Origin of the sequence: Microbacterium sp. Ag1 (assembly GCF_001005635.1) — a bacterium.
Lineage (GTDB): Bacteria > Actinomycetota > Actinomycetes > Actinomycetales > Microbacteriaceae > Microbacterium > Microbacterium oxydans.
The window spans coordinates 149,602-172,627 of sequence record NZ_LBCR01000027.1 but is presented as its reverse complement, the minus strand read 5'-3'; the positions used below and the strand labels follow the sequence as shown (position 1 = coordinate 172,627).

Annotated in this window: 20 protein-coding genes; 9 read left to right on the top strand and 11 right to left on the bottom strand. The window is 69.4% G+C overall.

Translation table 11 applies throughout. The features are described from left to right. Positions 1–57 precede the first annotated feature (57 nt). From AAY78_RS06940 to AAY78_RS06925, 4 genes are all read right to left on the bottom strand, one after another. On the bottom strand, positions 58–936 hold the full coding sequence (locus AAY78_RS06940) for a sugar phosphate isomerase/epimerase family protein (RefSeq protein WP_046747590.1): 879 nt from the start codon (positions 934–936) through the stop codon (positions 58–60). Next, positions 933–2,096: a dihydrodipicolinate synthase family protein gene (locus AAY78_RS06935; protein ID WP_046747589.1), complete on the bottom strand. Its 1,164-nt coding sequence runs from the start codon at positions 2,094–2,096 to the stop codon at positions 933–935. The genes AAY78_RS06940 and AAY78_RS06935 overlap by 4 nt, the downstream gene beginning before the upstream one ends. Positions 2,097–2,103: 7 nt before the next feature. Next, a complete protein-coding gene (locus AAY78_RS06930; protein ID WP_046747686.1) occupies positions 2,104–3,267 on the bottom strand; it encodes a Gfo/Idh/MocA family protein in 1,164 nt (387 codons plus the stop codon). A 147-nt stretch (positions 3,268–3,414) separates the two neighbouring features. Beyond that, a complete protein-coding gene (locus AAY78_RS06925) occupies positions 3,415–4,371 on the bottom strand; it encodes a LacI family DNA-binding transcriptional regulator (protein ID WP_046747685.1) in 957 nt (318 codons plus the stop codon). Between the two features lie 162 nt (positions 4,372–4,533). Here AAY78_RS06925 and galT point away from each other — a divergent pair, with 162 nt between their 5' ends. From galT to AAY78_RS06905, 4 genes are all read left to right on the top strand, one after another. Beyond that, positions 4,534–5,736, top strand: coding sequence for a galactose-1-phosphate uridylyltransferase (galT, locus tag AAY78_RS06920; RefSeq protein ID WP_046747588.1), 1,203 nt, complete (start codon positions 4,534–4,536; stop codon positions 5,734–5,736). Further along, entirely contained in the window at positions 5,733–6,920 is a 1,188-nt protein-coding gene (gene galK, locus AAY78_RS06915; protein ID WP_046747587.1) for a galactokinase, read from the top strand. The genes galT and galK overlap by 4 nt, the downstream gene beginning before the upstream one ends. Before the next feature lie 48 nt (positions 6,921–6,968). Continuing rightward, positions 6,969–7,955 (top strand): UDP-glucose 4-epimerase GalE, encoded by a 987-nt coding sequence (galE, locus tag AAY78_RS06910; RefSeq protein WP_046747586.1) that lies wholly within the window; start codon positions 6,969–6,971, stop codon positions 7,953–7,955. A gap of 162 nt (positions 7,956–8,117) precedes the next feature. Continuing rightward, positions 8,118–8,705 (top strand): protoglobin domain-containing protein, encoded by a 588-nt coding sequence (locus AAY78_RS06905; RefSeq protein WP_046747585.1) that lies wholly within the window; start codon positions 8,118–8,120, stop codon positions 8,703–8,705. A 47-nt stretch (positions 8,706–8,752) separates the two neighbouring features. On the opposite strand, the gene AAY78_RS06900 is transcribed toward AAY78_RS06905, so the two are convergent. From AAY78_RS06900 to AAY78_RS06885, 4 genes are all read right to left on the bottom strand, one after another. Continuing rightward, positions 8,753–10,105 (bottom strand): MFS transporter, encoded by a 1,353-nt coding sequence (locus tag AAY78_RS06900; protein WP_046747584.1) that lies wholly within the window; start codon positions 10,103–10,105, stop codon positions 8,753–8,755. Further along, on the bottom strand, positions 10,102–11,031 hold the full coding sequence (locus AAY78_RS06895) for a polysaccharide deacetylase family protein (RefSeq protein ID WP_046747583.1): 930 nt from the start codon (positions 11,029–11,031) through the stop codon (positions 10,102–10,104). Before AAY78_RS06895 ends, AAY78_RS06900 begins: the two co-directional genes overlap by 4 nt. Positions 11,032–11,121: 90 nt before the next feature. Beyond that, the gene (locus AAY78_RS06890; RefSeq protein WP_046747582.1) at positions 11,122–12,270 is read right to left on the bottom strand and encodes an ROK family transcriptional regulator; all 1,149 of its coding nucleotides are present in this window, start codon (positions 12,268–12,270) and stop codon (positions 11,122–11,124) included. A gap of 207 nt (positions 12,271–12,477) precedes the next feature. Then, positions 12,478–14,004, bottom strand: coding sequence for an HNH endonuclease signature motif containing protein (locus AAY78_RS06885; RefSeq protein WP_082108596.1), 1,527 nt, complete (start codon positions 14,002–14,004; stop codon positions 12,478–12,480). A 968-nt stretch (positions 14,005–14,972) separates the two neighbouring features. Between AAY78_RS06885 and AAY78_RS06880 the strand changes: the two genes are divergently transcribed. Both AAY78_RS06880 and AAY78_RS06875 read left to right on the top strand, forming a co-directional pair. Then, on the top strand, positions 14,973–15,740 hold the full coding sequence (locus AAY78_RS06880) for a M23 family metallopeptidase (RefSeq protein WP_046747580.1): 768 nt from the start codon (positions 14,973–14,975) through the stop codon (positions 15,738–15,740). Between the two features lie 50 nt (positions 15,741–15,790). Further along, positions 15,791–16,315, top strand: a complete 525-nt coding sequence (locus AAY78_RS06875) for a GNAT family N-acetyltransferase (protein WP_046747579.1) — start codon at positions 15,791–15,793, stop codon at positions 16,313–16,315. Positions 16,316–16,341: 26 nt separating this feature from the next. On the opposite strand, the gene AAY78_RS06870 is transcribed toward AAY78_RS06875, so the two are convergent. After that, positions 16,342–17,793, bottom strand: a complete 1,452-nt coding sequence (locus AAY78_RS06870; protein ID WP_046747578.1) for a gamma-aminobutyraldehyde dehydrogenase — start codon at positions 17,791–17,793, stop codon at positions 16,342–16,344. Positions 17,794–17,892: 99 nt separating this feature from the next. Between AAY78_RS06870 and AAY78_RS06865 the strand changes: the two genes are divergently transcribed. The 3 genes from AAY78_RS06865 to AAY78_RS06855 are packed head-to-tail and all read left to right on the top strand — an operon-like array spanning position 17,893 to position 20,136. Continuing rightward, a complete protein-coding gene (locus AAY78_RS06865; RefSeq protein ID WP_046747577.1) occupies positions 17,893–18,360 on the top strand; it encodes an Lrp/AsnC family transcriptional regulator in 468 nt (155 codons plus the stop codon). Between the two features lie 28 nt (positions 18,361–18,388). Beyond that, positions 18,389–19,792, top strand: coding sequence for an NAD(P)/FAD-dependent oxidoreductase (locus AAY78_RS06860; RefSeq protein WP_046747576.1), 1,404 nt, complete (start codon positions 18,389–18,391; stop codon positions 19,790–19,792). Then, the gene (locus AAY78_RS06855; RefSeq protein WP_046747575.1) at positions 19,789–20,136 is read left to right on the top strand and encodes a cupin domain-containing protein; all 348 of its coding nucleotides are present in this window, start codon (positions 19,789–19,791) and stop codon (positions 20,134–20,136) included. Before AAY78_RS06860 ends, AAY78_RS06855 begins: the two co-directional genes overlap by 4 nt. Before the next feature lie 24 nt (positions 20,137–20,160). Here the strand turns inward: AAY78_RS06855 and AAY78_RS06850 are convergent, their stop codons facing one another. Both AAY78_RS06850 and AAY78_RS06845 read right to left on the bottom strand, forming a co-directional pair. Continuing rightward, positions 20,161–21,669 carry a carboxylesterase/lipase family protein gene (locus tag AAY78_RS06850; RefSeq protein ID WP_046747574.1) on the bottom strand — a complete coding sequence of 503 codons (1,509 nt, stop codon included), beginning with the start codon at positions 21,667–21,669 and terminating at the stop codon, positions 20,161–20,163. Between the two features lie 29 nt (positions 21,670–21,698). After that, positions 21,699–23,006, bottom strand: coding sequence for an MFS transporter (locus tag AAY78_RS06845; protein ID WP_046747573.1), 1,308 nt, complete (start codon positions 23,004–23,006; stop codon positions 21,699–21,701). Positions 23,007–23,026: the final 20 nt, after the last annotated feature.

The following is a 23,026-nucleotide window of genomic DNA, read 5'->3' as shown; positions in this document are numbered from 1 at the left end:
ACGGTCCCGCCTCAGCATCACCGCGAGGGACGACGCGGCGCCGGCGACCGGACATCCTCACCTCAGGTACGGGGAGACGGCTTCGGCGAACGTCTCGGCAGTCCGCCGTACGACGTGATCCGGAGCGTCCGTCCAGATGTCGGCGTTGAAGATCTCGACCTCGATGTCACGGTCGTATCCGGTCGCGATCACGGCGCGCGTGAGCGAGGCGAAGTCGATCACCCCGTCGCCGGTGTAGTGCCGTGAGAGCAGCACATCGTCCGCGAGGGGCGTCTTCCAGTCGCACACCTGGTACGTGGCGATGCGTCCCTCCCGGCCGGCGCGCGCGATCTGCTCGAGCACCTCCGGATCCCACCAGATGTGGAACGTGTCGACGGCCGCGCCCACCACATCGGGCTCGAAGTCGCCCGCGATGTCGAGCGCCTGACCGAGCGTCGAGACGACGGCGCGATCGGAGGCGTACATCGGGTGCAGCGGCTCGATCGCGAGCGTCACACCCGCCGCCTTCGCCTCGGGGGCCAGCACGCCGATGGCATCGCGCACGCGCTCGCGCGCTCCGATCAGGTCGCGCGATCCCGCGGGCAGCCCCCCGGCGACGAGCACCAGCACAGCGGTGGATCCCGCGGCTCCCGCGGCCGCGAGCGTCGCCGTCTCCTCGATCGCACGGCGGTTGTCGTCGAGCGCCGCGCGCCTCTCCGGGCCGTCCGGCAGCGTGAAGAATCCGCCTCGGCAGTGCGTCGAGAACCGGAGCCCCGAGTCTCGGAGCATCCGCGCCGCGACGTCGAGCCCGACGTCGTTCACGGGCTCACGCCAGAGTCCGATCGACCGTACGCCGGCGGCGGCCGTGACCCGCAGCGCCGTCGCGAGGTCGGCGTGCTTGATGGTCGCCTGATTGATCGACAGTCGCGGATCCGGAGTCTGCGCTTCGCGGGTCATGCGTCCACTCCGTTCACACGCAACATGCTGTGCCATCGCTCGCGGGCGAGGTCGGGCTGTTCGAGCGCGAGCGAGTCGTTCGCGAGCTCGACGATGCGGCTCAGATGCGGCAGGCTGCGCGCGGAATGCAGCCCGCCGACCATCTGGAACGCAGGCTGGTGCCCGTTCAACCAGGAGAGGAACGCCACACCCGTCTTGTAGTAGAAGGTGGGCGCCGCGAACACCTGCCTGCTCAGTGCCTCGGTCGGACCGAGGACCCGCCGGTACTCCGCAGCGTCACCCGCATCCAACGCCTGGATCGCCGCGGACGCGACAGGGGTGATCGCGGCGAAGGCTCCCAGCAGCGCGTCGGAGTGGGCACGGTCCGCAGCGCCGCCGATCAGGTCCACGTAGTTGAAGTCATCGCCGGTGAACATCCTGACCTCCTCGGGGAGGCGCGAGCGCACCGCGATCTCGGAGTCGGCGTTCAGCAGGCTCATCTTGACACCCGCGACCTTGCCAGGGCTCTCGGCGATGATCTGCAGCAGCACCTCGGACGCCGTCTGCCAATCCTCCGCACCGAAGTAGCCGGCGAGCTCGGGGTCGAAAGCCGTACCCAGCCAGTGCAGCACCACGGGGGTCGACGCGCGCGAGAGCACCTCCCGATACACGCGACGGTAATCGGCGGCGTCGGCGGCGACACGGGCGAGGTGGCGCGAGGCCATCAGCACGGGTCCGGCGCCCTGCTCCTCGGTGAAGTGCAGCTGCTCGGTGTAGGCCGTGATCACCTGTTCGAGGGGGATGTGCGTCTCGGCGATGTGGTCGGTGTTGACGCCGACGACGACCGAACCGCCCTCCTCGCGCGCGACCTGAGCGCTGCGGGCGATCAGCTCACGGGTGGCTGCGGCATCGAGACCCATGTTCCGCTGCGCCGTGTCCATCGCGTCGGCGACGCCGAGACCCCAGGAGTACACGTTGCGGCGGAAGGCGAGGGTGGAATCCCAGTCGATGTCGGCGGGCTGTCCCGGGGTGTTGTCGGCATGCACCTTCGGCACGACGTGTGCAGCGGCGTAGGCGACACGACTCTGCAGCGGCGTCGTCGGGCGGGCGTATGCGCCCGAGTCGTTGAGGGCGGCGGCGAACGTCTCACCGCTGGGGCGGAGGAGGCGCAGAGTGCTCATGCGCGCCTCAGCCCAGGGTCAGCGGCGACAGGGCGATCTTGCGACCCTCGGCGCTGGAGGTCAGTCCCGCCTCGGCGAACTGCACACCCCGTGCACCGGCGAGCAGGTCGAACGGGTATTCGGTGCCCTCGACGTAGGAGACCAGATACTCCTGCCACTGCTGGCGGAAACCGTTGAGGAAGACGTCGTTGGTCGGCACGTCCTGCCAGTCGGCGTCGTAGTCGCGCGTGTCCTCGAGGTCGGGGTTCCACACGGGCTTCGGGGTGGCATTGCGCGGCTGGATCTTCGCGCCGAACAGTCCGACCACGGCGGATCCGTGGGTGCCGTCGACCTGGAACTCGACGAGCTCGTCGCGGTTCACGCGCACGGTCCAGGAGGAGTTGATCTCGGCGATCACGCCGCCCTCGATCTCGAAGATCCCGTACGCGGCGTCCTCCGCAGTGGCGGTGTAGTGCTCGCCCTTCTCGTCCCAGCGGTCGGCGATGTGCACGGCGGCCTGCGCGTACACGCTCTTGACCTCTCCGAAGAGGTTCTCCAGCACGTAGTTCCAGTGCGGGAACATGTCGGTGATGATGCCGCCGCCGTCCTCGGTGCGGTAGTTCCAGCTCGGACGCTGCGCGGGCTGCCAGTCGCCCTCGAACACCCAGTACCCGAACTCGCCGCGGACGGAGAGGATGCGGCCGAAGAATCCGGAGTCGATCAGGCGCTTGAGCTTCTGCAGACCGGGGAGATACAGCTTGTCGTGCACGACGCCGGTCTTGACGCCCGCCTCGTCCGCCAGGCGCGCGAGCTCGAGTGCCTCCTCGAGCGACTCCGCAGTGGGCTTCTCCGTGTAGATCGCCTTCCCTGCGGCGATGGCCTTGCGGATCGCGGACGCGCGGGCCTTGGTCACGAGGAAGTCGGCATAGATCTCCCACTGCGGGTCGGCGAGCGCCGCGTCGAGATCGGTCGTGTAGTCGTCGATGCCGTGCTTCGCCGCCAGCTCGGCCAGCTTGGCCTCGTTGCGTCCGACCAGGATCGGCTTCACCGTGATGCGGGAGCCGTCGGCGAGTTCGATGCCGCCCTCCTCGCGGATCGCGAGGATCGAGCGCACCAGATGCTGCCGGTAGCCCATGCGCCCGGAGACGCCGTTCATGATGATCCCGATCTCGCGGGTGTTCGCCTGTGCCATGGTGTTCCGTTTCTGTCGCAGGAGGCCGTCGGTGCGCTTCCCCGGTGGTCGGACCTGCTGGTCGGCCACAAGATGGGAAAACGCTTTCCGGCATCATGGCACGACATCGAGGCGAACTGCAACAGGCGCATCAGGAGGGTGTGACGGTCAGCGCGATGTCGTGCTGGCGCGCTCGACGAGCTCGGTTCCGACGACCGAGGCGGCGCGAGCCTTCGACACCCCTTCGATGGCGTCGATCAACGACGAGACCGCTCGCTGGGCGAGGGCCGTGAAGTCCTGCCGGATGGTGGTCAGCGGAGGGCGGTAGTTCGCCGCATCGGGCACGTCGTCGAAGCCGATCACGCTGACATCCTCCGGCACCCGGCGCCCCACGTCGGAGAGCGCGCGCAGCAAGCCCAGCGCCATCTGGTCGTTGGCGGAGAAGACCGCGGTGGCCGCCGTCAGTGCAGCTGCCGCCCGGTGGCCCGAATCGGCGCTCCAGTCACCCCGGACGACGGGCGGAGCATCGATGCCGGCAGCGGCGAGGGTCTCGCGCCAGCCCCGTTCCCGCTCCATGGCGGCGAAGGAGTCGGCGGGACCGGCGAGGTGATGGACCGTGGAGTGCCCGAGCTCCAGGAGCCGTTCCGTGGCCGCCGCTGCGCCACCGGCATGATCGCTGTGCACCGAGGCGAAGCCGGCCTCGGTCGGGGCGTCGACGACCACGAGCCTGAGCCCGCTCGGGCGCTCGGTGTCGGAGACCAGGGCCGACGCCTCGTTCAGGACGATCGCGCCGTCCACCTCTTGCTCGGCGAGCCGGTCGAACGCCTCACCGATGCCCCGGGCGGCAGTCACCAGCGTGAGGGCGTATCCGCGCTCCGCCGCCGCCTCCGCCGTCGCCTGGAGCATGCGGGAGTTGCCGACCGTCGAGAGCGTGGTGACGACGAGTCCGATGGTCTGCGAACGCCCGGTGCGCAGGGCGCGGGCCGCGCGGTGCGGACGGTATCCGAGCTCGACCATCGCGGTCTCGACACGCGCTCTGGTATCGGGGTCCACGCGGGGGCTGCCGTTGACGACACGGGAGACCGTCTGACCCGAGACACCGGCACGCTCGGCGACCATGGCCATCGACACCCGGCGGGAGGACGAACGCCCGCGGTCGGAACCGGGCACGTCGACGCCTTCTCCGCCACTCCCGCGTGCTCGCACCCGCCGCCTCCGTCCCGCGCACGGTGGATGCGCGACTCGCTCGTGTTGACGTTATCACGGGGCTGCGCCTACCATGTTTACGTGAACACGCCCGAGTTTCCCGAGACGCGCACCGAGACCCTCGGCGCCGGCGTCGTCAAACGCGCCACCACCCTCGCCGACGGCCGCGATCTGATCTACTACGACGACCCGGGGACGACACTCGGACCGGAGCGCTCCGTGGATGCCCGCGCCCTCGGCCCGCGACCCGACACCGCGACCATGCGCCTCGACGTGCTCACCGGCGACTGGATCACGGTGGCCGCGAACCGGCAGAACCGCGTGATGATGCCGGGTTCGGATGCCGACCCCCTGGCCCCGCAGACGCCGAGCAATCCGTCGGAGGTGCCGTCCCGCTACGACGTCGCGGTGTTCGAGAACCGCTCCCCCGCATTCGGTCCTGCTCTCGCCGAGGCGGTGGGCACCGCACCGCAGGCTGCGAATGCTCCCCGCGGTCTCGACGACCTCGCCGCCCTGGGCCTCGGTCGCACGCGCACCTCGGTCGGACGCTGCGAGGTCGTCTGCTTCAGCCCCGAGCACGCAGGCTCCTTCGGCACGCAGTCGGTCACCCGCGCGCGCACCGTGATCGAGGCGTGGGCCGACCGTACGGCCGCGCTCTCCCGGCTGCCCGGCATCGAGCAGATCTTCCCGTTCGAGAACCGCGGCGAGGCGATCGGCGTGACACTGCCCCACCCGCACGGCCAGATCTACGCCTACCCGTACGTGACCCCGCGCACCGCTCGCGTGCTGGAGTCGATCGACCACACCGCGCCCGACCTCTTCCAGCGCATCCTGGATTCCGAGCAGGCGTCCGAGCGCGTCGTGTTCCGGGGCGAGCACTGGACGGCGTTCGTGCCGTTCGCCGCGCGCTGGCCGCTCGAGGTGCACCTGATGCCGCACCGTCACGTGGCGGATTTCGCCGAGACCTCGGCGGCCGAGCGGGACGAACTCGCACCCCTGTACCTGCGCCTGCTGCGCGGCGTCGACGCCCTCTACGACTCCCCCACCCCGTACATCGCCGCCTGGCATCAGGCACCGGTGCACGTGGGCCGCGACACCGTGCGCCTGCACCTGCAGTTGACGAGCCCGCGCCGTGCCGCCGACAAGCTGAAGTTCCTCGCCGGCTCGGAGGCCGCGATGTGGGCGTGGGCGGCAGAGGTGCCGCCGGAGGTCGGAGCCGCGCGACTCCGCGAGGCCATCGAGCGCACAGCAGACGACCAGACCGATCCGGGAGCCTCCGCATGACCGCCGCACACGACGACGCCGGATCCCTGTTCGCGCGCCTCACCGGCCGCGAGCCGGACGGACTCTGGTCGGCACCCGGACGCGTGAACCTCATCGGCGAGCACACCGACTACAACGACGGGTTCGTGCTGCCGTTCGCCATCCCGCAGCGCACGGTGGCCGCCGTCGGCCTGCGCGACGACGACCGGGTCCGAGTCGCCTCCACCTTCGCCGAGGAGCCGGTCGAGGTCGACCTGGACGATCTGGATCGGCTCTTCCCCACCCCCGCGGGCGCCCACCCTGCCGTCCCCGAATGGGCCGCGTACCCCCTCGGAGTCGCCTGGGCGATGCGACAGGCCGCGACGGCGAGCGGGCCCTTCGGAGGATTCGACCTCACCATCGCGTCCGACGTGCCCGTCGGGGCGGGACTCTCCTCGTCCGCCGCGATCGAGGGCGCGACGGCTTCCGCGCTGAACGACCTGTGGAACACCGGCTTCGACGGCACGCACCTCGCCCGCATCGGGCGCCGTGCCGAGAACGAAGCGGTGGGCGCGCCGACCGGCATCATGGACCAGATGGCGTCGATGCTCGGTCGGCCCGACACCGCGATCTTCCTCGACTGCCGCTCGTTGGACGCCGAACTCGTCCCACTCGCCGTCGCCGAGACGGGCCTCGCGATCCTCGTGATCGACACGCGCGTGAAGCACGCCCACTCCACCGGCGGCTATCGCGAGAGGCGCGCTTCCTGCGAGCTCGGCGCCTCGCTCCTGGGTGTGCCGGCACTGCGCGACGTCACGGTGGACGACCTGCCGCGGGCGCAGGGTCTGATGGACGACGTGACCTTCCGCCGCGTGCGCCACATCGTGACCGAGAACCAGCGGGTGCTCGACACGGTGCGGGTGCTGCGCGAGCAGGGCGTGCGAGCGATCGGCGACTTCCTGGTCGCCTCGCACGCATCGATGCGGGACGACTTCGAGATCTCGACCCCCGAGCTCGACACGGCCGTCGACACCGCCCTGGCCGCCGGCGCCCTGGGGGCGCGGATGACGGGCGGCGGCTTCGGCGGTGCGGCGATCGCTCTGGTCGAAGCGTCCGACGTCGCCTCGGTGTCGGAGGCCGTGAGGGATTCCTTCGCGGCGCACGGGTTCGGGGAACCCCTGCTGTTCGCGGTCCTCCCCTCAGCCGGTCCTCGGCGCGACGCATGACAGAATGATCCATCGGGCCGCGACGAATCCGCGGCAGGAGAGGAAGCAATGTCCTGGATCGTGACCGGCGGGGCCGGCTACATCGGCTCCCACGTCGTGCGTGCGCTTGCGAACGCGGGGCTCACGCCTGTCGTGCTCGACGACCTCTCCAGCGGTGTCGCGTCTTTCGTGCCCGAAGGCGTGGATTTCGTGCAGGGCAGCATCCTCGACCGCGAGCTCGTCGAGAGCACGCTGCGCGAGCATGACGCCGAAGGGGTGATCCACGTCGCCGGCTTCAAGTACGCCGGCGTCTCGGTGCAGCGCCCCCTGCACACCTATGCGCAGAACGTCGACGGCACACGCGTGATCCTCGAGGCCATGGAGTCCGCCGGTGTCGCGAACATCGTCTTCTCCTCGTCCGCCGCGGTGTACGGCACCCCAGACGTCGCCCTCGTCGTCGAGGACACCGCCAAGAAGCCTGCCAGCCCCTACGGGGAATCCAAGCTCATCGGCGAGTGGCTGCTGCGCGACCAGGCGATCGCGACGGCGGACTCGGAGCGCCCGCTGCGGCACACCTCGCTGCGGTACTTCAACGTGGTGGGATCCGCCGATCCGACGGTCTACGACGTCAGCCCGCACAACCTGTTCCCCATCGTGTTCGAGGCGCTGATCGCGGGGAAGACCCCGCGCATCAACGGCGACGACTACGACACGGAAGACGGGACGAACGTGCGCGACTACGTGCACGTCGGCGACATCGCGGCCGCCCACGTCGCGGCGGCCCAGCGCCTCACGGCCGGCCAGCCCCTCGAAGCGGCATACAACCTCGGCTCCGGCGACGGCCTCAGCGTGAAGCAGATCATGGATGCCGTCGCCCGCGTGACCGGAATCGACTTCACCCCCGAAGTCGGCCCCCGGCGCCCCGGAGACCCCGACCGCATCGTGGCGACGGGCGAGCTCGCCGCACGCGACCTCGACTGGACCATGCGGTACTCGGTGGACGAGATGGTGCGCACGGGCTGGGAGGCACGACAGGCGGCATCCGTCTCGTCCTGAGCGGACATCGTCCGGGATTCTCGGATGATCGGTATGAAATACCGGACGAAAAGCAACGCATCGTCTTGGCGCGATCGGCAGAGTGGAACGACACACCACAGGCGCCGATCTTCTTTCGAACGACGGCCGCCACCAGCCGACGACGAGAGAAGGACACTGATCATGCACGCAGACCCCTCCGGTTACACCTACGGCCGGCCCGAGGTGCCGGAATCCCCGGTCACCATGAGCCAGCTCGACGAGTTGAAGCAGTCGGTGCTCTGGTCCGCCGCTGACGAAGCCGCCCTCCGCCGCGCCGGAGCCATCCTCGTGCCGCAGACCGAGGCGATTCTCGATGTCTGGTATGGATTCGTCGGCTCTCATCCGCACCTCGTGGCCACCTTCGCCGGCAAGGACGGCGCTCCGAGCATGGAGTACCTCGGAGCGGTTCGTCAGCGGTTCGCCCGGTGGATCGACGACCTCTGCAACCGACCGTATGACGAGACCTGGCTCGCCTACCAGGAGGAGATCGGCCGGAGGCACCACCCGAGCGGGAAGAACAGGACCGACCGGATCGAGTCGACCTCGAAGCACATCCCACTGCGTGACCTCATCGGCTTCATCTCGCCGATCACGTTGACGATCCGCCCGTTCCTCCACAATGGCGCGACCTCAGCGGACGACGCCCAGGAGATGCACGACGCCTGGCTGAAGGCCATCACTCTTACCGTCGCATTGTGGGCTCGACCCTACAACGACCGGCTCTGGTGAACGCGACCGGCGGTCGTCTTCACCTCGGCTGACGGTCGAGGCGACGGTCAGAGGTCGCGGGAGCGTATCGGGTAGAGCCAGAAGCAGAGCCAGGCGAGAGCGGTGAACCCGAGCGGGACGACGGCGAGCATCAGGCGGATGCCGCCGTCGACGCTCTCGGGTTGGGCGTCTCCGTGCCCCGCGTCGAAGCCGGAGGCCGTCAGCACCACGGCTGCGACGACCGCCTGGAGGACGACCGAACCTCGCACGACGAACCCGTTCACGCCGAAGTAGGCGCCTTCCCGGCGATGGCCCGTGCGAACGGCATCCTCGTCGATGATCTGCGCGAGCATGACCTCGAGAAGCTGCAGCAGTCCGCCGACACCCACCCCCACGGCGACGCCGACCAGGGCCGCACTCAGCACGTTCGACGGGGCGAGGTAGCCGAGCACCGCGACTCCGAACACCGCGACGCTCCACAGCACGGCCGTGCGCGGCGAGGTGCGGCGGACGACCGCGCTCCACAGCACGATCGAGGGGATCGCGGTCACGAAGATCGCTCCGAGCAGCAGACTGCCCTCTCCCTCCGGCGCGTGCAGCGAGTAGCGCACGTAGAAGGGGACGGCGGCGAGGATCACGGCGATCGACGTCTGCACGAACAGCGAGCCGAGGACGTACGGGACGAAGGCGCGGTTACGGAAGGTGTAGGTCAGCTGATCACGCCAGCGCATGGCCTCCGCCGGTTTGTCGGGCGATGACGAGTCCGCCGACGTCTCCGGCGTCCGGCGCTCGATCATGCCTCCGAGGAACGACCACACGAGCAGCACGAGACAGACGGCCCCGAGCACCATGGCCATTCCCGGCCAGCCGATGGCGCCGTACAGGGCGGGAGCGCCGGCCGTGCCGAGCACCATGCCGAGGATCGCGAAGATCTGTCGCGGCACGTTGCCGCGGGCCCGCTCCGCGGTGGTGCGGAAGATCTCAGGGAACAGCGCCGAGATGTTCAGCACCACCACCACGAAGGCCACGTCGTAGACGGCCACGACGACGAGGAACCAGACGATGAGGCCGGTGACCGGGAGCTCCGGCGGCATCCAGACCAGCGCGAAGGCGACGACGAGTGGCACTATGCCCAGGCCGATCCAAGGGATGCGCCGCCCCCAGGGCGTGCGCAGCCGGTCGGAGATCGTGCCGACGACGGGGTTCAGCACGGCGTTCAGCACGCCGTGGGCGATCATGGCGATCGCCACGCCCGTCGCCGGGACAGCGAGGTGCGAGACGTAGAAGTAGACGACGAAGGCGGAGAAGGTCTGCGCCATCAGTTGGGTCGGGAAGCCGGATGCGCCGAAGGCGATCGTCTGCGCTCTGGTCGGCGCCGCATCCAATCGTCGGTCCCGGACGCGCTCGCGCAGGGAGGTCACCGGGCGCTGCCCCTTTGCAGGTCGCGCAGGTCACGCCAGCCGATGCGTACGAGCGCCTCGTCCTCGATGGCCTGCAGCACGACCGGGTCGCTCAGCAGGCGCAGCTCATAGCCGCGCTTCCTCGCGCTGAAGTCGACGGCGGCGCGGAGCTCGTCGTCGTCGACCATCGGGTGCAGGTAGATCTCGGTGACTCCGGCCGGCACCGCCCGCAGCAGCGCGATGAAACCGGCTCGCACCTCCGCGTACGTCTCCTCGTCGGGCGTGTCCTCGCGCAGGAGTTCGAACGGATGCGACCAGAGGCGATCGATGATCTCGACGCCGGACGCGTCGGCGGCCGCTGCGGCGCGATCGAGCTGAGCCTGCAGGGCGGGATTCTCGCCCACGCCATCCATGCTGCGGGGCAGCCGGAAGGGCAGGCCGTGCCGTGCGGCGAGCTCGAAGACCGGCCGCAGGAAGTCGCGCCCCGTCACGAGCCCGTAGACCGAGCCCATGTGGTTGTCGAGGTGCGTCACATCGACGCCGGCATCGAGCGCGGTCTGCAGTTGAGCGGAGAGTTCGGCGGCAACATCCTCGTGTGAGGCGTTCTGCTCGACGGACAGCACGTCGGTCGGAAAGAAGCCCGCAGCGTCGACGAGAGTCGTGTCCGAGCCCGTGAGCGGACGCCACCGGTAGCGCGTCCATTCGCTCGTGAGCACGAGATGCACACCCACGTCGAGGTCCGGACGGGAGGCGGCGAAGGCGAGCGCTTCTGGCGACCAGGAGCACGGGACCATCACAGTGCTCGAGTCGATGCGCGCGGACGTGAGCAGGTCGACGATGGCGGTGTTCGCGGCATGGCACATGCCGAAGTCATCCGCATTGAGGATGATGGCCCGCGTGCCCGGCGCGAGTCCCAGGCGGTCGGCGAGTGCGGAGGGTGCGGTCATCGGGTGATCCTGTCGATGGTCGAGCGGCGTTGCTCGGAGGGTGGCGTGGTGCCGGTGAGTGGGCTTCGGCGATGGAGTCGGGGTGGTCGTTCAGCGGCCACCCTTGGGAGCTGGCGTGAGGATGCGGCTGAAGAGGTCGCTGCGGAGCGCTGCCGCGGCTTGATCGACCGCACCGATGAGCGGAGCCTCGGTTCCGAACGACGAGACGAGGAACCGGAGCGGAAGCTGCGCCTCGTACTCGGCGGCGATGCGCTCGATCGCGGCGACGAGGGCCGGGTGTGCGGCCTTGCCGCTGAGGATGAACGCCTCGGGGTCGAGCACCAGCCCCACGGTGCCCGCGACGAGGACGATGCGGCGGGCGAGCTCTGACACGATCTGGAGCGCCGCGTCTTCTCCGCGCTCGGCTGCTTCCAGATGGTCGGCGAGCGACGCATCGGGGTCTCGTCCGACGCCGAGGGCCAGGTCTCCGACCACCGCGTCGCCGGCGAGGGGCGCGCCGATCGGGACGGGCGTCTGCGGCAGATACATGACTTCGCCTGCGACGCCGGAGAACCCCCGGTGGAGTTCCCCGTCGATGACGATGCCCGCCCCGAGCCCATCGTCGAGCAGCAGCAGTGCGAAGCTCGCGAGTGTGCCGCCTTCACCGCCAGTGAGCTCTGCGAGCGCTGCGAGGTTGACGTCGTTCTCGACGCGGACGGGGCAGTCGAGGGCTGTGGAAAGAGCCGAGCGGAAGAGGCCGCCATCGGGGCCGAAGTCGTCTCGGATGCCTCCGTCCGCCGTGACGATGCCGGGGACTCCGACGACTGCCAGGTGCACGGCCGCCTTCGCCGCGTTCACCGAGCGCCGGCACCGATCCACGAGCGCGACGATGTGCGCCACACGGTCATCCGCCTCCGAGAAGGGCCCGTGCTCCTCCGCCTGAACAGTGCCGGTCGCGTCGACCAGCACGACGTGGGCGGCGTGATGATCGACGTGCACGGCGGCGGCGAAGCCGAGCCGGGGGTGCAGGGCGACTCGTCCTGCGGCAGGTCCCCTCGTGTCGCGGTCGATGCCCGCGGGGGCGACGGCACCGGCATTCTCGAGCATCCGCAGCACCTGGGTCACCGCCGTCCGTGAGAGTCCGGTGGTCGACATCAGGCCCGAACGGGTCTGCGGACCGCTGCGCGCGAGAGCTTCGAGGATCGCGCGGCCGTTGAGCGTGCGGAGCAGGCCCTGCGGTCCCGCGAGTGGTCTGGACATAGGGGTTGCGGGGTCGCCTCTCTTCGTCGCGTCGTGCACCACTGGCTGTGCCGGGCGCAGTGCCCGCAAGCATGCCACATCGTGTCGGACCAGTCGACACCCCGGACCGATTCCCTCGGACCGCATGCGCGCAGAACCCGGCACATGCAGCAGCGCCACCATCACCATCACCATCACCATCACCCAAGGTTCCGCTGCCACCGGGTTTCATGTCCGCAGCAGCTCCTTGCGTCGAACCGTCGGTCGGGAACGAGCAGCGCTGGTCGGTCGTGGTGTTCGCCATCGCCGGCTCGGATCCCACCAGGCAGGACCGCGGACGGAGGGGGCGCCATGTCGCATCCGGATCTCCCATCCACTGGTGGGGAGGGTTCGGTGGTGGTGCCAGCACAGCGCGACGCCGTTGTCGGTATGAGTCGCTCCACCGCGGGCGTGCTCGTCCACGTGATGGATCTCGCACCAGGCCGCGGGCACATGGCAGCCGGGGATGAGGCATTCACGGTCGCGGAGAGTGATCGCCCGGCGTTGATGGGCGTTGAAGATGCGGTCGGAGGTGTGGATTCCGATGATGCGCCCAGCCGGGTCGAACAGGACCCGCTGCACGCCGCCCCCGCACGCGGTGTGCGCGGCGACTCCGGTGGACACGGGGGTGTCGATCCCTTCGATGCGAGCCCATCCGGAACCGGTGGCGTAGTCCTCGGCGGTGACGGTGACGACCAGCGTCGGTGCGGCACCTCCCAGGCGGGGCGTGTCATCGTGACGTGCAGCGATGGAGAGCACGGCGGCGAGCGTGTCGTGCTGCTTCTGCGCGCGCGTCCGGGGGTCGATCGTCCGCACCGGGTCCTCGGATGGCAGGAAGCCATCATCCGCCCCCTCGACATCCGGCGAAGAGGTGTGCGCCGTGTCAGAGGGCCGGAAAGCGACACCAGGTCGCGGCGGGCCGTCGACCTTCGGGTTCAGGTATGCGTCGAAGAGGCGTCGCAGCTGTCCTGCGACCTCGGGGAGCAGCCCACCCCGGATCGGGATCACCCCGTCCTTGGCCCGACCGAGGACGATCCCCCGCGCCCGCATGGCGATCTCGTCCGCAGGCTCGGCACCATCCGGATCGAGGTACTGCACGATCACCTGCGCCAGCACCCGCAGGTCTTCCGGAGTCGCCGGAGGAGCGGTGTCGTCGTCGACCTCCGACTCCGCACCGCCGTGGTCATCCGCGCGCTGCTCGGTGACCGGAAGCCCGCGCGCATACGCCGCCAACTCCGCATCGGCCCGCAACCTGTCCGCCGTTCCCACCCTGGCGCCGGCCCGTTCGATCGGACCGATCGCCGCGAGAACCCCGTCGACCCCCACCGTCCCGTCGAGGAGGGACGCGCGCAATGCCGGCCACCGTGCCGGCAACCAGCCGCCCGACGTCAGATCGACCTCCCGCCGCACCGCCCGCGCGGCCTTCACGACCCGGGTGGCACCCGTCGCATCCACCCGCAGCACCCGCTGCAGAAGCTCGCCAACGGTTCGGCACCCGAAGAGGCCGCAGAACGCGAGGTCGCCCGAACCCGCCGGGCGTGACTCCACCGATGCGACGACCTCCACCACCACGGCCTCCACGCGCCGCTGCGCTTCACCCGCCATTCGCAGCAGCTCCATCTTCGATGCGTCGCTCAAACCCACCACTGCCTCGGAACGCAGCACCGCATCCAGGTCGGCGACGACCTGGCTGAGCGCATCCACAGGAGTGTTCATACCCGAAGTCAACTCGGGGCCACCGACATTCATCCCGGGATAAGCCCAGTTCAGAGCAGTATTCCAGAACACAGATAGAGGCCTCCAACACTCCACAAAGCCGGTGGACTGCGAGTACTCCACAGCTGCCGCGCACCGAGAAGCCATGGCATCCCGAACACTCCGCACGGGATGCAGAATCGACACACCGCTGGCGTCACGCTCTCCGCGGATATCGACGGAGGACAGAGCGCGGCGAAGGCCACATCGATGCCGACGCGTCCGATCTCGATTTGACGCTCGCGAGTTCACGAATTAAATTACAGATCGGTAACGGTGGCATCCGGGGGGATCGACCGCCGCGTACATCTGCCTCCCGGAAGGATCCCGTCACGAATTCCCTGCCCCCCGAGCGCGCTCACGAAGCCTCGGAAGCTCCGACAGAAGTCCCCGATCCGACTCGACCGCTTCTCCGTCGTCATCGTCGACGCCAGGCGACCGCAGACGCGCACTCCTCCCTTCCGTCGAACGCCGCCGACACGCTCCCCCTCGCCGACGCGACCTCTTCGTCCGCCGAAGCCCTCGTGCCCGAAGCAGGCCCCGCACCCGCAGCCGACCTCGTGCCCGAAGCAGACCCCGCATCCGCAGCCGGCCTCGCACCCGACGCAGACGCCGCGCCTGTCGCCCCGTCACTCAGGTCCTCGCGCGCACGCCGCAGAGCCGCGGCAGCTCACACAGCGACCGCAGCCGCGGACTCGACCCAGGACGAGACAGCCCTCCACTCGCAGGCGACGCAGACTCAGGCACGGTCTCAGACGAAGCCGACTCCAGCGACGGCACCGCGCGCAACGCAGCCCCAGACGACGGCACCCCAGACCGCGGCGCCCCAGACAACGCAGTCCCCGCCAACACAGCCCCAGACCACGGACCCCCACCCCCAGGCAGCACAGGCCCCCCGTTCCTGGGATCCTCGCCTGCGCCCCCGACACATGGCTCCTCGCGCGGCGTCGACTCCTCAGACCCGGGTCCGCCGCGAGAAGCGCACGTGGGCGAAGTCCAAGGCACTCGGCGCCACCCTGGCGATCGGGGTCCTGATCACCGGAGCCGCGCTTCCTGCATTGAACCCCACCAGCGGCCCCGCGGCTGCTGCCAGCGCCCCCGTCTCGACTCTTGCCGACGGAATGTCCCAGTCCTACACATCGAAGAACGAGATCCGGGCGGAGATCGCCCCGCGCGGCAACTTCTCGGCGACGACGCCCGAGGAGATCAAGGAGACGCGCTCCCGTGCCGCGGCCGCCGCGATCGCCGCAGGCATGCCGCTGGGAAGCGCGCTGGACATCCCCCTCGCCGGACGCATCGTGATGCCGATGGCCGACGGAACATACTCCTTCACCGACGGGTTCGGCGCCTCACGACCGGGTCGATCGCACCTCGGACAGGACTTCGCCGCGCCGGTCGGCACTCCGATCAACGCCGCCATGAAGGGCTGCGTCTCCCGATCGACGGAGAGCTACCAGGGCTACGGCGTGACGATCCAGATCGAGAGCATCGTCGACGGACAGGCCGTGAGCACCGTCTACTCGCATATGACCTACGGAAGCCGGGCTGTCGAGGTCGGCGACTGCGTCGACGAAGGCCAGTACATCGGGGACGTCGGATCGACCGGCTACGTCTTCGGGTCGTGCCTGCACTTCGAGGTCCACATCAACACCGTCGCCGTGGATCCCCTGCCCTGGCTCAAGAAGAACGTGAGCTGACCCGCAGCGTCCACCCCCTCCGGCCACGGCGATCCCCCTAGGCTGGATGGATGACTCCGCTGGTGATCCGCGACGCCCGCGCCGAAGATGCCGACAGCATCGCCGGCGTGCACGTCCGCTCCTGGCAGGCGGCCTACCGTGGACTCATCGATCAGTCCGTCCTCGACGGACTGTCCGTCGAGGAGCGAGCCGAGGGTTGGCGGCGCATCATCGCGGAGCCGCTACCCACGGGCCTCGGCACCCTCGTCGCCGTGCGGGGCGACCGCCTGGTCGGCTGGGCATCGCTGGGCTCCGGCCGCGACCCCGACGGGCTCGCCGACGGCGAGGTCTACGGCATCTACGCAGACCCCGCCGCCTGGTCGACGGGTGCGGGCCACGCCCTGCTCGAGGCGGCGGAGCAGCGGATCGCCGAGGCCGGGTACGCACGCGCGTACCTGTGGGTGCTCGATGGGAACGATCGCGCGGATGCGTTCTACGCACGCCACGGCTGGGACGAGGACGGCGCGGTCAAGATCGAGGAGCGCCCCCAGCTCATCCTGCGTGAGCACCGTCGCGTGAAGCAGCTCGCTCCCTGAGCGCCCGGGGCCCCTCGCCGGCCCCTTCAGTCGAGCGCACTCATCACGTGCTTGATGCGCGTGTAGTCGTCGAAGCCGTACTGCGAGAGGTCCTTGCCGTAGCCGGAGTGCTTGAATCCGCCATGGGGCATGTCCGACACGAACGGGATGTGCGTGTTGATCCATACGCACCCGAAGTCGAGGTCGCGCGAGAAGCGCATCGCTCGAGCATGATCGGTCGTCCACACCGAGGCGGCGAGCGCATAGGGCACGTCGTTGGCCATCCCCAGGGCCTCGGCGTCCTCGGTGAACGACTGCACCGTGAGAACGGGTCCGAAGATCTCACCCTGCACGACCTCGTCGTCCTGATGCACACCGGAGATGATGGTGGGCTCCCAGAAGTAGCCGCGATCTCCCCGGCGGCGTCCACCGGTCTCGATCGTCGCGTGCGCGGGGAGGCGGTCGATGAAGCCCTGCACCTGCGCGAGCTGGGCCGCACTGCTCAGCGGCCCGTAGAGCACACCGTCCTCGCGCGGCCCCCCGGTGCGGGCGTGCGTCTGCGCCCTCGCGACCAGCGCGGCGACCAGTTCATCGTGGAGTGAGGCGTGCACCAGCACCCTGGTGGCGGCGGTGCAGTCCTGTCCGCCGTTGAAGAAGGCGCCGGTGGTGATGCCCTCGACGGCCTTCTCGATCGAGGCGTCGGCGAACACGATCGCCGGAGCCTTGCCGCCGAGTTCGAGATGCACCCGCTTGACGTCGTTCGCCGCCGAGCGTGCGACGGCCATGCCCGCCCGCACCGAACCCGTGATCGCGACCATCTGCGGCGTGGGGTGCTCCACCAGGGCGACACCGGTGTCGCGGTCGCCGAGCACCACGTTGAGGGTGCCCACCGGCGTGTGAAGCGCGACGATCTCGGCGAGAAGCAGCGTCGTGAGCGGTGTCGACTCGGCGGGCTTAATCACGACCGTGTTGCCGGCGGCGAGCGCGGGCGCGATCTTCCACACCGCCATGTTCAGCGGGTAGTTCCACGGGGTCACCTGGCCGATCACACCGACCGGCTCGCGACGCACGAACGAGGTGTGTCCGGCGAGGTACTCCCCCGCGGCCCTGCCCTCGAGGCTGCGGGCGGCACCCGCGAAGAAGCGCAGCTGGTCGATCGACTGCATGATCTCGTCCGAGACCAGGCTCGCGCGCGGCTTGCCGGTGTCCTGCGACTCGAGGTCGGCGAACTCGTCTGCGCGCGACTCCATCTCGTCGGCGATGCGGAAGAGCGCCAGCTGCCGCTCCCCTGGCGTGGTGTCGCGCCAGATCGGGAAGGCCGCAGCCGCAGCTGCGTAGGCGGCATCGACGTCGGTGACGTCCGACACCGGGAGCTCGCCGTACGCGTCTTCCGTGACAGGATCCAGAAGCGGCATCCGACCGGCGCCGTGTGCGGGCACGTACTGTCCGCCGATGAAGTTCTGCAACGGCGCTGAATCCTTCAGAAGATGAGTCGACATGGGGTCATGGTATCGACATCCCTGCGGAATCTGAAGATACCTCCCGTAGATTCGACTGAATCAGTTGCGGGATCACACATCCACTGACAATATCGACACATGAGCACGAAGCCGTCCCAGCCTGCCCTTGATGACATCTCGAAGCGCATCGTCGAACTGCTGCAGGAGGACGGCCGCCGCCCCTACGCCGAGATCGCGCGGGAGGTCGGGCTGAGCGAGGCCGCCGCTCGTCAGCGCGTGCAGCGGATGACCGAGGCGGGCATCATCCAGATCGTGGCGGTCACCGATCCGATGCAGCTCGGCTTCCACCGCATGTCGATGATCGGCATCCGGGTCTCCGGCAACCCGCGCGAGATCGCGCAGGAGCTCACAACGATCCCTGAGCTGGCCTACGTGGTCGTGACGCTCGGCACCTTCGACATCCTCGTCGAGGCGGTGTGCGAGAACGACGAGCACCTCATCGAACTCATCGCCACCCGCATCCGCACGATCCCCGGCATCACGCACACCGAGAGCCTGCTCTACGCCGGCCTGTACAAGGACCTCTACAACTGGGGCACGCGCTGAGGCGCGCCTCCGAGGAACGGAGAGAACGATGGGCACCACCGTCTTCGAACGCCGACGACCTTCAGCGAGCGTCATCGACGCCTCGCTCCGGGACACCGCCCTGCGGGTGTTCTGGCTCGACGACGTCGAGCGGCCGACGCACCCGCCGTTGAACGGCACTGTCCGTGCCGACCTCGCCATCGTCGGCGGAGGGTACGCCGGACTGTGGACCGCGGTGCGCGCCAAGGAACGCGACCCTGAACGTCGTGTCGTCCTGCTCGAAGCCTCGCGCATCGCCTGGGCCGCCTCCGGGCGCAACGGCGGATTCTGCGAGTCGAGCCTCACCCACGGCCATGAGAACGGCGTCAGCCGATGGCCGGAGGAGATCGACCGGCTCGAGGAGCTGGGCCACGCGAACCTCGATGGGATCGGTGAGACGGTCGAGCGGTACGGCATGGATGCGGAGTTCGAGCGCACGGGTCAGCTGGCGGTCGCCGTCGAGCCGCACCAGGTGGACTGGTATCGCGAAGAGCCCGGCTTCCTCGACCGCGAAGCCGTGCAGGCCGAGGTGCACTCGGAGACCTTCCTCGCCGGAGACTGGGATCGCGACGGCTGCGCCATGGTGCACCCCGCCAAGCTCGGCGTCGAGCTGGCACGCGTGGCCGCCGACCTCGGCGTCGACATCCACGAGCACAGCATCGTCCGCGCGATCGAGGGCGACGGGTCCGGTCCGATCACCCTGGTCACTCCGGACGGCCGTGTGGTCGCGGACGCCGTCGCCCTCGGCACCAACGTCTTCCCCTCGCTCCTCAAGCGCAACCGGCTGATGACCGTTCCGGTGTACGACTACGTGCTGATGACCGAGCCGCTCTCGACCGCGCAGCTGGCATCCATCGGATGGTCGAATCGTCAGGGTCTGGCCGACAGCGCCAACCAGTTCCACTACTACCGGCTCACCGAGGACAACCGCATCCTGTTCGGCGGCTACGACGCCATTTACCATTTCGGCGGTAAGGTGCGTGCGGAGTACGAGGACCGCATCGAGAGCCACCGCAAGCTCGCCTCCCACTTCTTCACGACCTTCCCGCAGTTGGAGGGTCTCCGATTCACGCACCGCTGGGCGGGAGCCATCGACTCGTCGAGCCGCTTCTGCGCGTTCTTCGGCACCGCCCGCAAGGGACGCGTGGCGTACGCGACCGGCTTCACGGGCCTGGGGGTCGGCGCGGCGCGTTTCGCCGCCGACGTCATGCTCGACAAGCTGTCCGGGGAGCAGACGGAGCGCACGGAGCTTCGGATGGTACGTGAGAAGCCCATCCCGTTCCCGCCGGAGCCCGCGGCGTCGATCGGCGTCAATCTCGTGCGCGCCGCCATGAACCGGGCCGACCACAACCAGGGCAGGCGCAACCTGTTCCTCAAGGCGCTCGACGCCGTCGGCATGGGCTTCGACTCGTGAACGGTCTCGCCGCGGGGAGTGCGGTGGATGTCGGGGCCCTGCCCCTCGCGCATGAGCCGCTGCCCTCCGACGACGTGCTCTCCGGCACGCCGACGACCGCGATCCGCGAGCTGGCGACGCTGGGCGGCATCGAGATCGGCGTCTGGGAGATGACGCCAGGCACCGCGACCGACACCGAGGCCGATGAGGTGTTCGTGGTGCTGTCGGGTCACGCCACGATCGCGTTCGCCTCGTCCGGGCTGCCCGATCTGGAGGTCGGACCCGGCTCCGTCGTGCGTCTCGCCGAGGGAATGCGCACGACCTGGACCGTCACCGATACCCTCCGCAAGATCTACGTCGCCTGAGTCCGCACCGAGGGCGCTCTCGAATCAGGTCGCGCGCAGCAGCGGACGCACGGACGCGTAGGCATCGGCGACGTCGCGCGTCGGCACGTCGTAGACCCGGGCGATGCCCACGGCACCCCGATGGCGCGGCCACCCGGGGTCACCTCCGGCGATGAACGCGACGGCCGCTCCGTGCACCTCGTCAGCCAGCTCCTGCGGAGGGTTCGGTCCGGCGAGTGGCTCCATGGCGGGGCCGTCGAGGCAGTCGAAGAAGAACGGCACGTCGAGGCAGTGCTCGGCGAAGCCGAAGTGCCCTGACGGCCAGGAGAACCGGTACAGCCAGGTGGGTGCCGAGCCGCGGTCGGCGAGCACGTTCAGCAGCGCCGTCCGGAACATCCGGTCGGTCAGCAGACGCCCGCCCAGGCGCGCTTTGCCGAGGCCGGCGATGTCGGCGTTCGCGGCCAGGTATTCCCTCCGTACGGCTTTCGGCAGTCCCAGCTTGTTCAGCAGGAGCGACCTCGGCACCCAGCGCAGCTTCTTCTCGGCCCCGGAGAGGACCATCGTGAACTCGTCGTCCGTCGCCCCGAGGACGAGCGGCTTGTCCGCGCCGACGCCGGCCCGCAAAGCCTCGCGCGTGGAGCGCGGCAGCAGATCACCGTCGACCGTCGGCCCGAGTGGGAGCCCCTCGTCGATCACGCTGCCCAGGGACGAGGGACCGAGCTCCGTGGCCTTCTTCTGCAGTTCGAGGATGCGTTCTTCGCGCAGCGACGAGAACCCAGCCACGGTCGGCTCGACCCCCGCCGCCGCGGCGAGCGCACGCCCGAAGGCCTCCGACCGGGTGGCACTCACATCGGCGAGCGCGCCCGAGATCGCGTAGACGCCGTGGAACAGGTGTTGCGCCTGCTCCATGCCGAGCAGGGTGAGCACCGCACCGCCGCCCGCGGACTGTCCGGCGATCGTGACGCGTGACGGATCCCCGCCGAACTCCGCGATGTTCTGCTGCACCCATTCGAGGGCGAGCAGCCAGTCGCGCACACCACGGTTCGAGGGCGCATCCTCGATCCAGCCGAAGCCGTCGAAGCCCAGCCGATAGGAGAGCGAGACCGTGACGACGTCGTCGCGGTTGAAGTTGCGGCCGTCGTACCAGGGGCTGGCAGGCGAGCCCGCGAAGTAGCCGCCGCCGTGGATCCACACGAGCACAGGGAGCCCGACCTCCTGCCCCGCGCGGCTCGGGTTCGGAGTGAACACGTTCACGTTGAGCGTGGCGTCACCCTCGATGCTCGGCTCGGGGATGAGCGTGACGCCGGGGTCTCCGCGCTGCGCGGTCGCCGCGAACTCGAGCGCATCGCGCACGCCCTCCCACGGTGCCTTCGGCACGGGCGCCTGGAAGCGCAGCGCACCGATCGGTGCTTCGGCGAACGGGATTCCGAGGAAAGCCGCCGATCGGGGATTGCCCCGCCCTCCCGTGGTCGGACGCCAGCGGCCACGCACTCGTCCCGCGGCCGTGGCCACCTCGACGAAGTCGGCGGTCGTCTCGGAATCGGTATCGGTCATGACAGTATTCTCCCGGTCATTCCCGGTCATCAGCGCACTCCCTTGATCGGCGCGGTCGCCACGGCGGCGAGGATCACGAACACGATCGCGAAGACGAACAGCATCGCGTAGCCTCCGAGCGCCGTGATGATGACACCGCCGATCGCGGGGCTCAGGGCCTGCGGCACGTTGGTCGCCACGTTCAGGATGCCGAGGTCCTTCCCCGCGGAGACGCCCTCGTTCGGCAGCACCTCGGTCATCAGCGCTGCATCCACCGAGATGTAGAGCCCGAAGCCGACCCCGTTGATGATGCTCATCAGGATCATGCCGGTCATGTTCGGCTGCAGCAGCGGCATCGCCAGCCCTGCCACCATCACGACGGATGCGGCGTAGATGAAGACCTTGCGGCGACCGACCCTGTCGCTCCACCACCCAGAGAGACCGATGGCGACCAGGGTCGGGATGAAGGCCACGAGGGTGAGCGTGACGACGGCGCCCTGGGCCTCCGCCAGGGGCAGCCCGATGTAGTCGGTGAGCATGTAGAGCTGGTACGAGCTGACGACGAAGTAGCCGAGGATCAGCAGGAACCGCGCCCCGAACGCCCAGGCGAAGTCGGGGTGGCGGCGCGGATCGATCCAGAAGCCCCGGAAGAAGGCGCCCCATCGGAACGGGGCCACCGCGGCGTGCTTCGACGACCAGTCGCGGTTCACCACGGCGAACAGCAGCGCCGCCACGATCACGGCACCGCCGAACGCCGCGTAGCCGATGCCGATCTGCGCGGCGAACGCCCCGGCGAGCATGATGCCCACCGTCATGCCGACCTGCGTGCCGATACCGATCATCGCGCTCGCGCCGCCGCGCTTAGACCGCGGGAACCTGTCGGCGGTGATGGCCGTCAGCGGAGCCTGGAAGAAGTTCAGCGCCACCTGGATGATGACCCAGAACACCGTGATCCAGAGGATGTCGGTCAACGAGCCCATGCCGAACAGGAAGATGCCGCCGATGATCGCGCCGAGCACCATCCACGGCACCCGGCGTCCGAACCGCGAGCGCGTGCGATCGCTCAACGCCCCGACGATCGGCTGCGCGAACAGCGTGAAGACGAAGGAGATCGTGGTCACGACGGCGAGGTTGCCGACCTTGTTCGCCTCGTCGATCATCAGTACCTGGCTGGGCAGCAGGATCGCGATGAGTCCGCCGTAGGTGGCGAACAGGGTCAGCGAGGCGATCAGCAGGCTGGGCAGCAGCCGCCGATTCGCGGGCGGACTCGCCGCCGGTTCCCCCGCGGCGGGCGGAACGGCGCGGATGGTGCCGGTCGGGGCGACTTCAGCGGCGGGGTCGAGCGGGGACACGGACATGTCGGCTCCTCGTTGAGCGT

Coding starts and splice junctions, on each gene's coding strand:
- AAY78_RS06940 (WP_046747590.1), bottom strand. CDS start 936: ATGACCCGCGAAGCGCAGACTCCGGATCCGCGACTGTCGATCAATCAG.
- AAY78_RS06935 (WP_046747589.1), bottom strand. CDS start 2,096: ATGAGCACTCTGCGCCTCCTCCGCCCCAGCGGTGAGACGTTCGCCGCC.
- AAY78_RS06930 (WP_046747686.1), bottom strand. CDS start 3,267: ATGGCACAGGCGAACACCCGCGAGATCGGGATCATCATGAACGGCGTC.
- AAY78_RS06925 (WP_046747685.1), bottom strand. CDS start 4,371: ATGGCCATGGTCGCCGAGCGTGCCGGTGTCTCGGGTCAGACGGTCTCC.
- galK (WP_046747587.1), top strand. CDS start 5,733: ATGACCGCCGCACACGACGACGCCGGATCCCTGTTCGCGCGCCTCACC.
- galE (WP_046747586.1), top strand. CDS start 6,969: ATGTCCTGGATCGTGACCGGCGGGGCCGGCTACATCGGCTCCCACGTC.
- AAY78_RS06905 (WP_046747585.1), top strand. CDS start 8,118: ATGCACGCAGACCCCTCCGGTTACACCTACGGCCGGCCCGAGGTGCCG.
- AAY78_RS06895 (WP_046747583.1), bottom strand. CDS start 11,031: ATGACCGCACCCTCCGCACTCGCCGACCGCCTGGGACTCGCGCCGGGC.
- AAY78_RS06890 (WP_046747582.1), bottom strand. CDS start 12,270: ATGTCCAGACCACTCGCGGGACCGCAGGGCCTGCTCCGCACGCTCAAC.
- AAY78_RS06885 (WP_082108596.1), bottom strand. CDS start 14,004: ATGAACACTCCTGTGGATGCGCTCAGCCAGGTCGTCGCCGACCTGGAT.
- AAY78_RS06880 (WP_046747580.1), top strand. CDS start 14,973: ATGGCTCCTCGCGCGGCGTCGACTCCTCAGACCCGGGTCCGCCGCGAG.
- AAY78_RS06875 (WP_046747579.1), top strand. CDS start 15,791: ATGACTCCGCTGGTGATCCGCGACGCCCGCGCCGAAGATGCCGACAGC.
- AAY78_RS06870 (WP_046747578.1), bottom strand. CDS start 17,793: ATGTCGACTCATCTTCTGAAGGATTCAGCGCCGTTGCAGAACTTCATC.
- AAY78_RS06865 (WP_046747577.1), top strand. CDS start 17,893: ATGAGCACGAAGCCGTCCCAGCCTGCCCTTGATGACATCTCGAAGCGC.
- AAY78_RS06860 (WP_046747576.1), top strand. CDS start 18,389: ATGGGCACCACCGTCTTCGAACGCCGACGACCTTCAGCGAGCGTCATC.
- AAY78_RS06850 (WP_046747574.1), bottom strand. CDS start 21,669: ATGACCGATACCGATTCCGAGACGACCGCCGACTTCGTCGAGGTGGCC.
- AAY78_RS06845 (WP_046747573.1), bottom strand. CDS start 23,006: ATGTCCGTGTCCCCGCTCGACCCCGCCGCTGAAGTCGCCCCGACCGGC.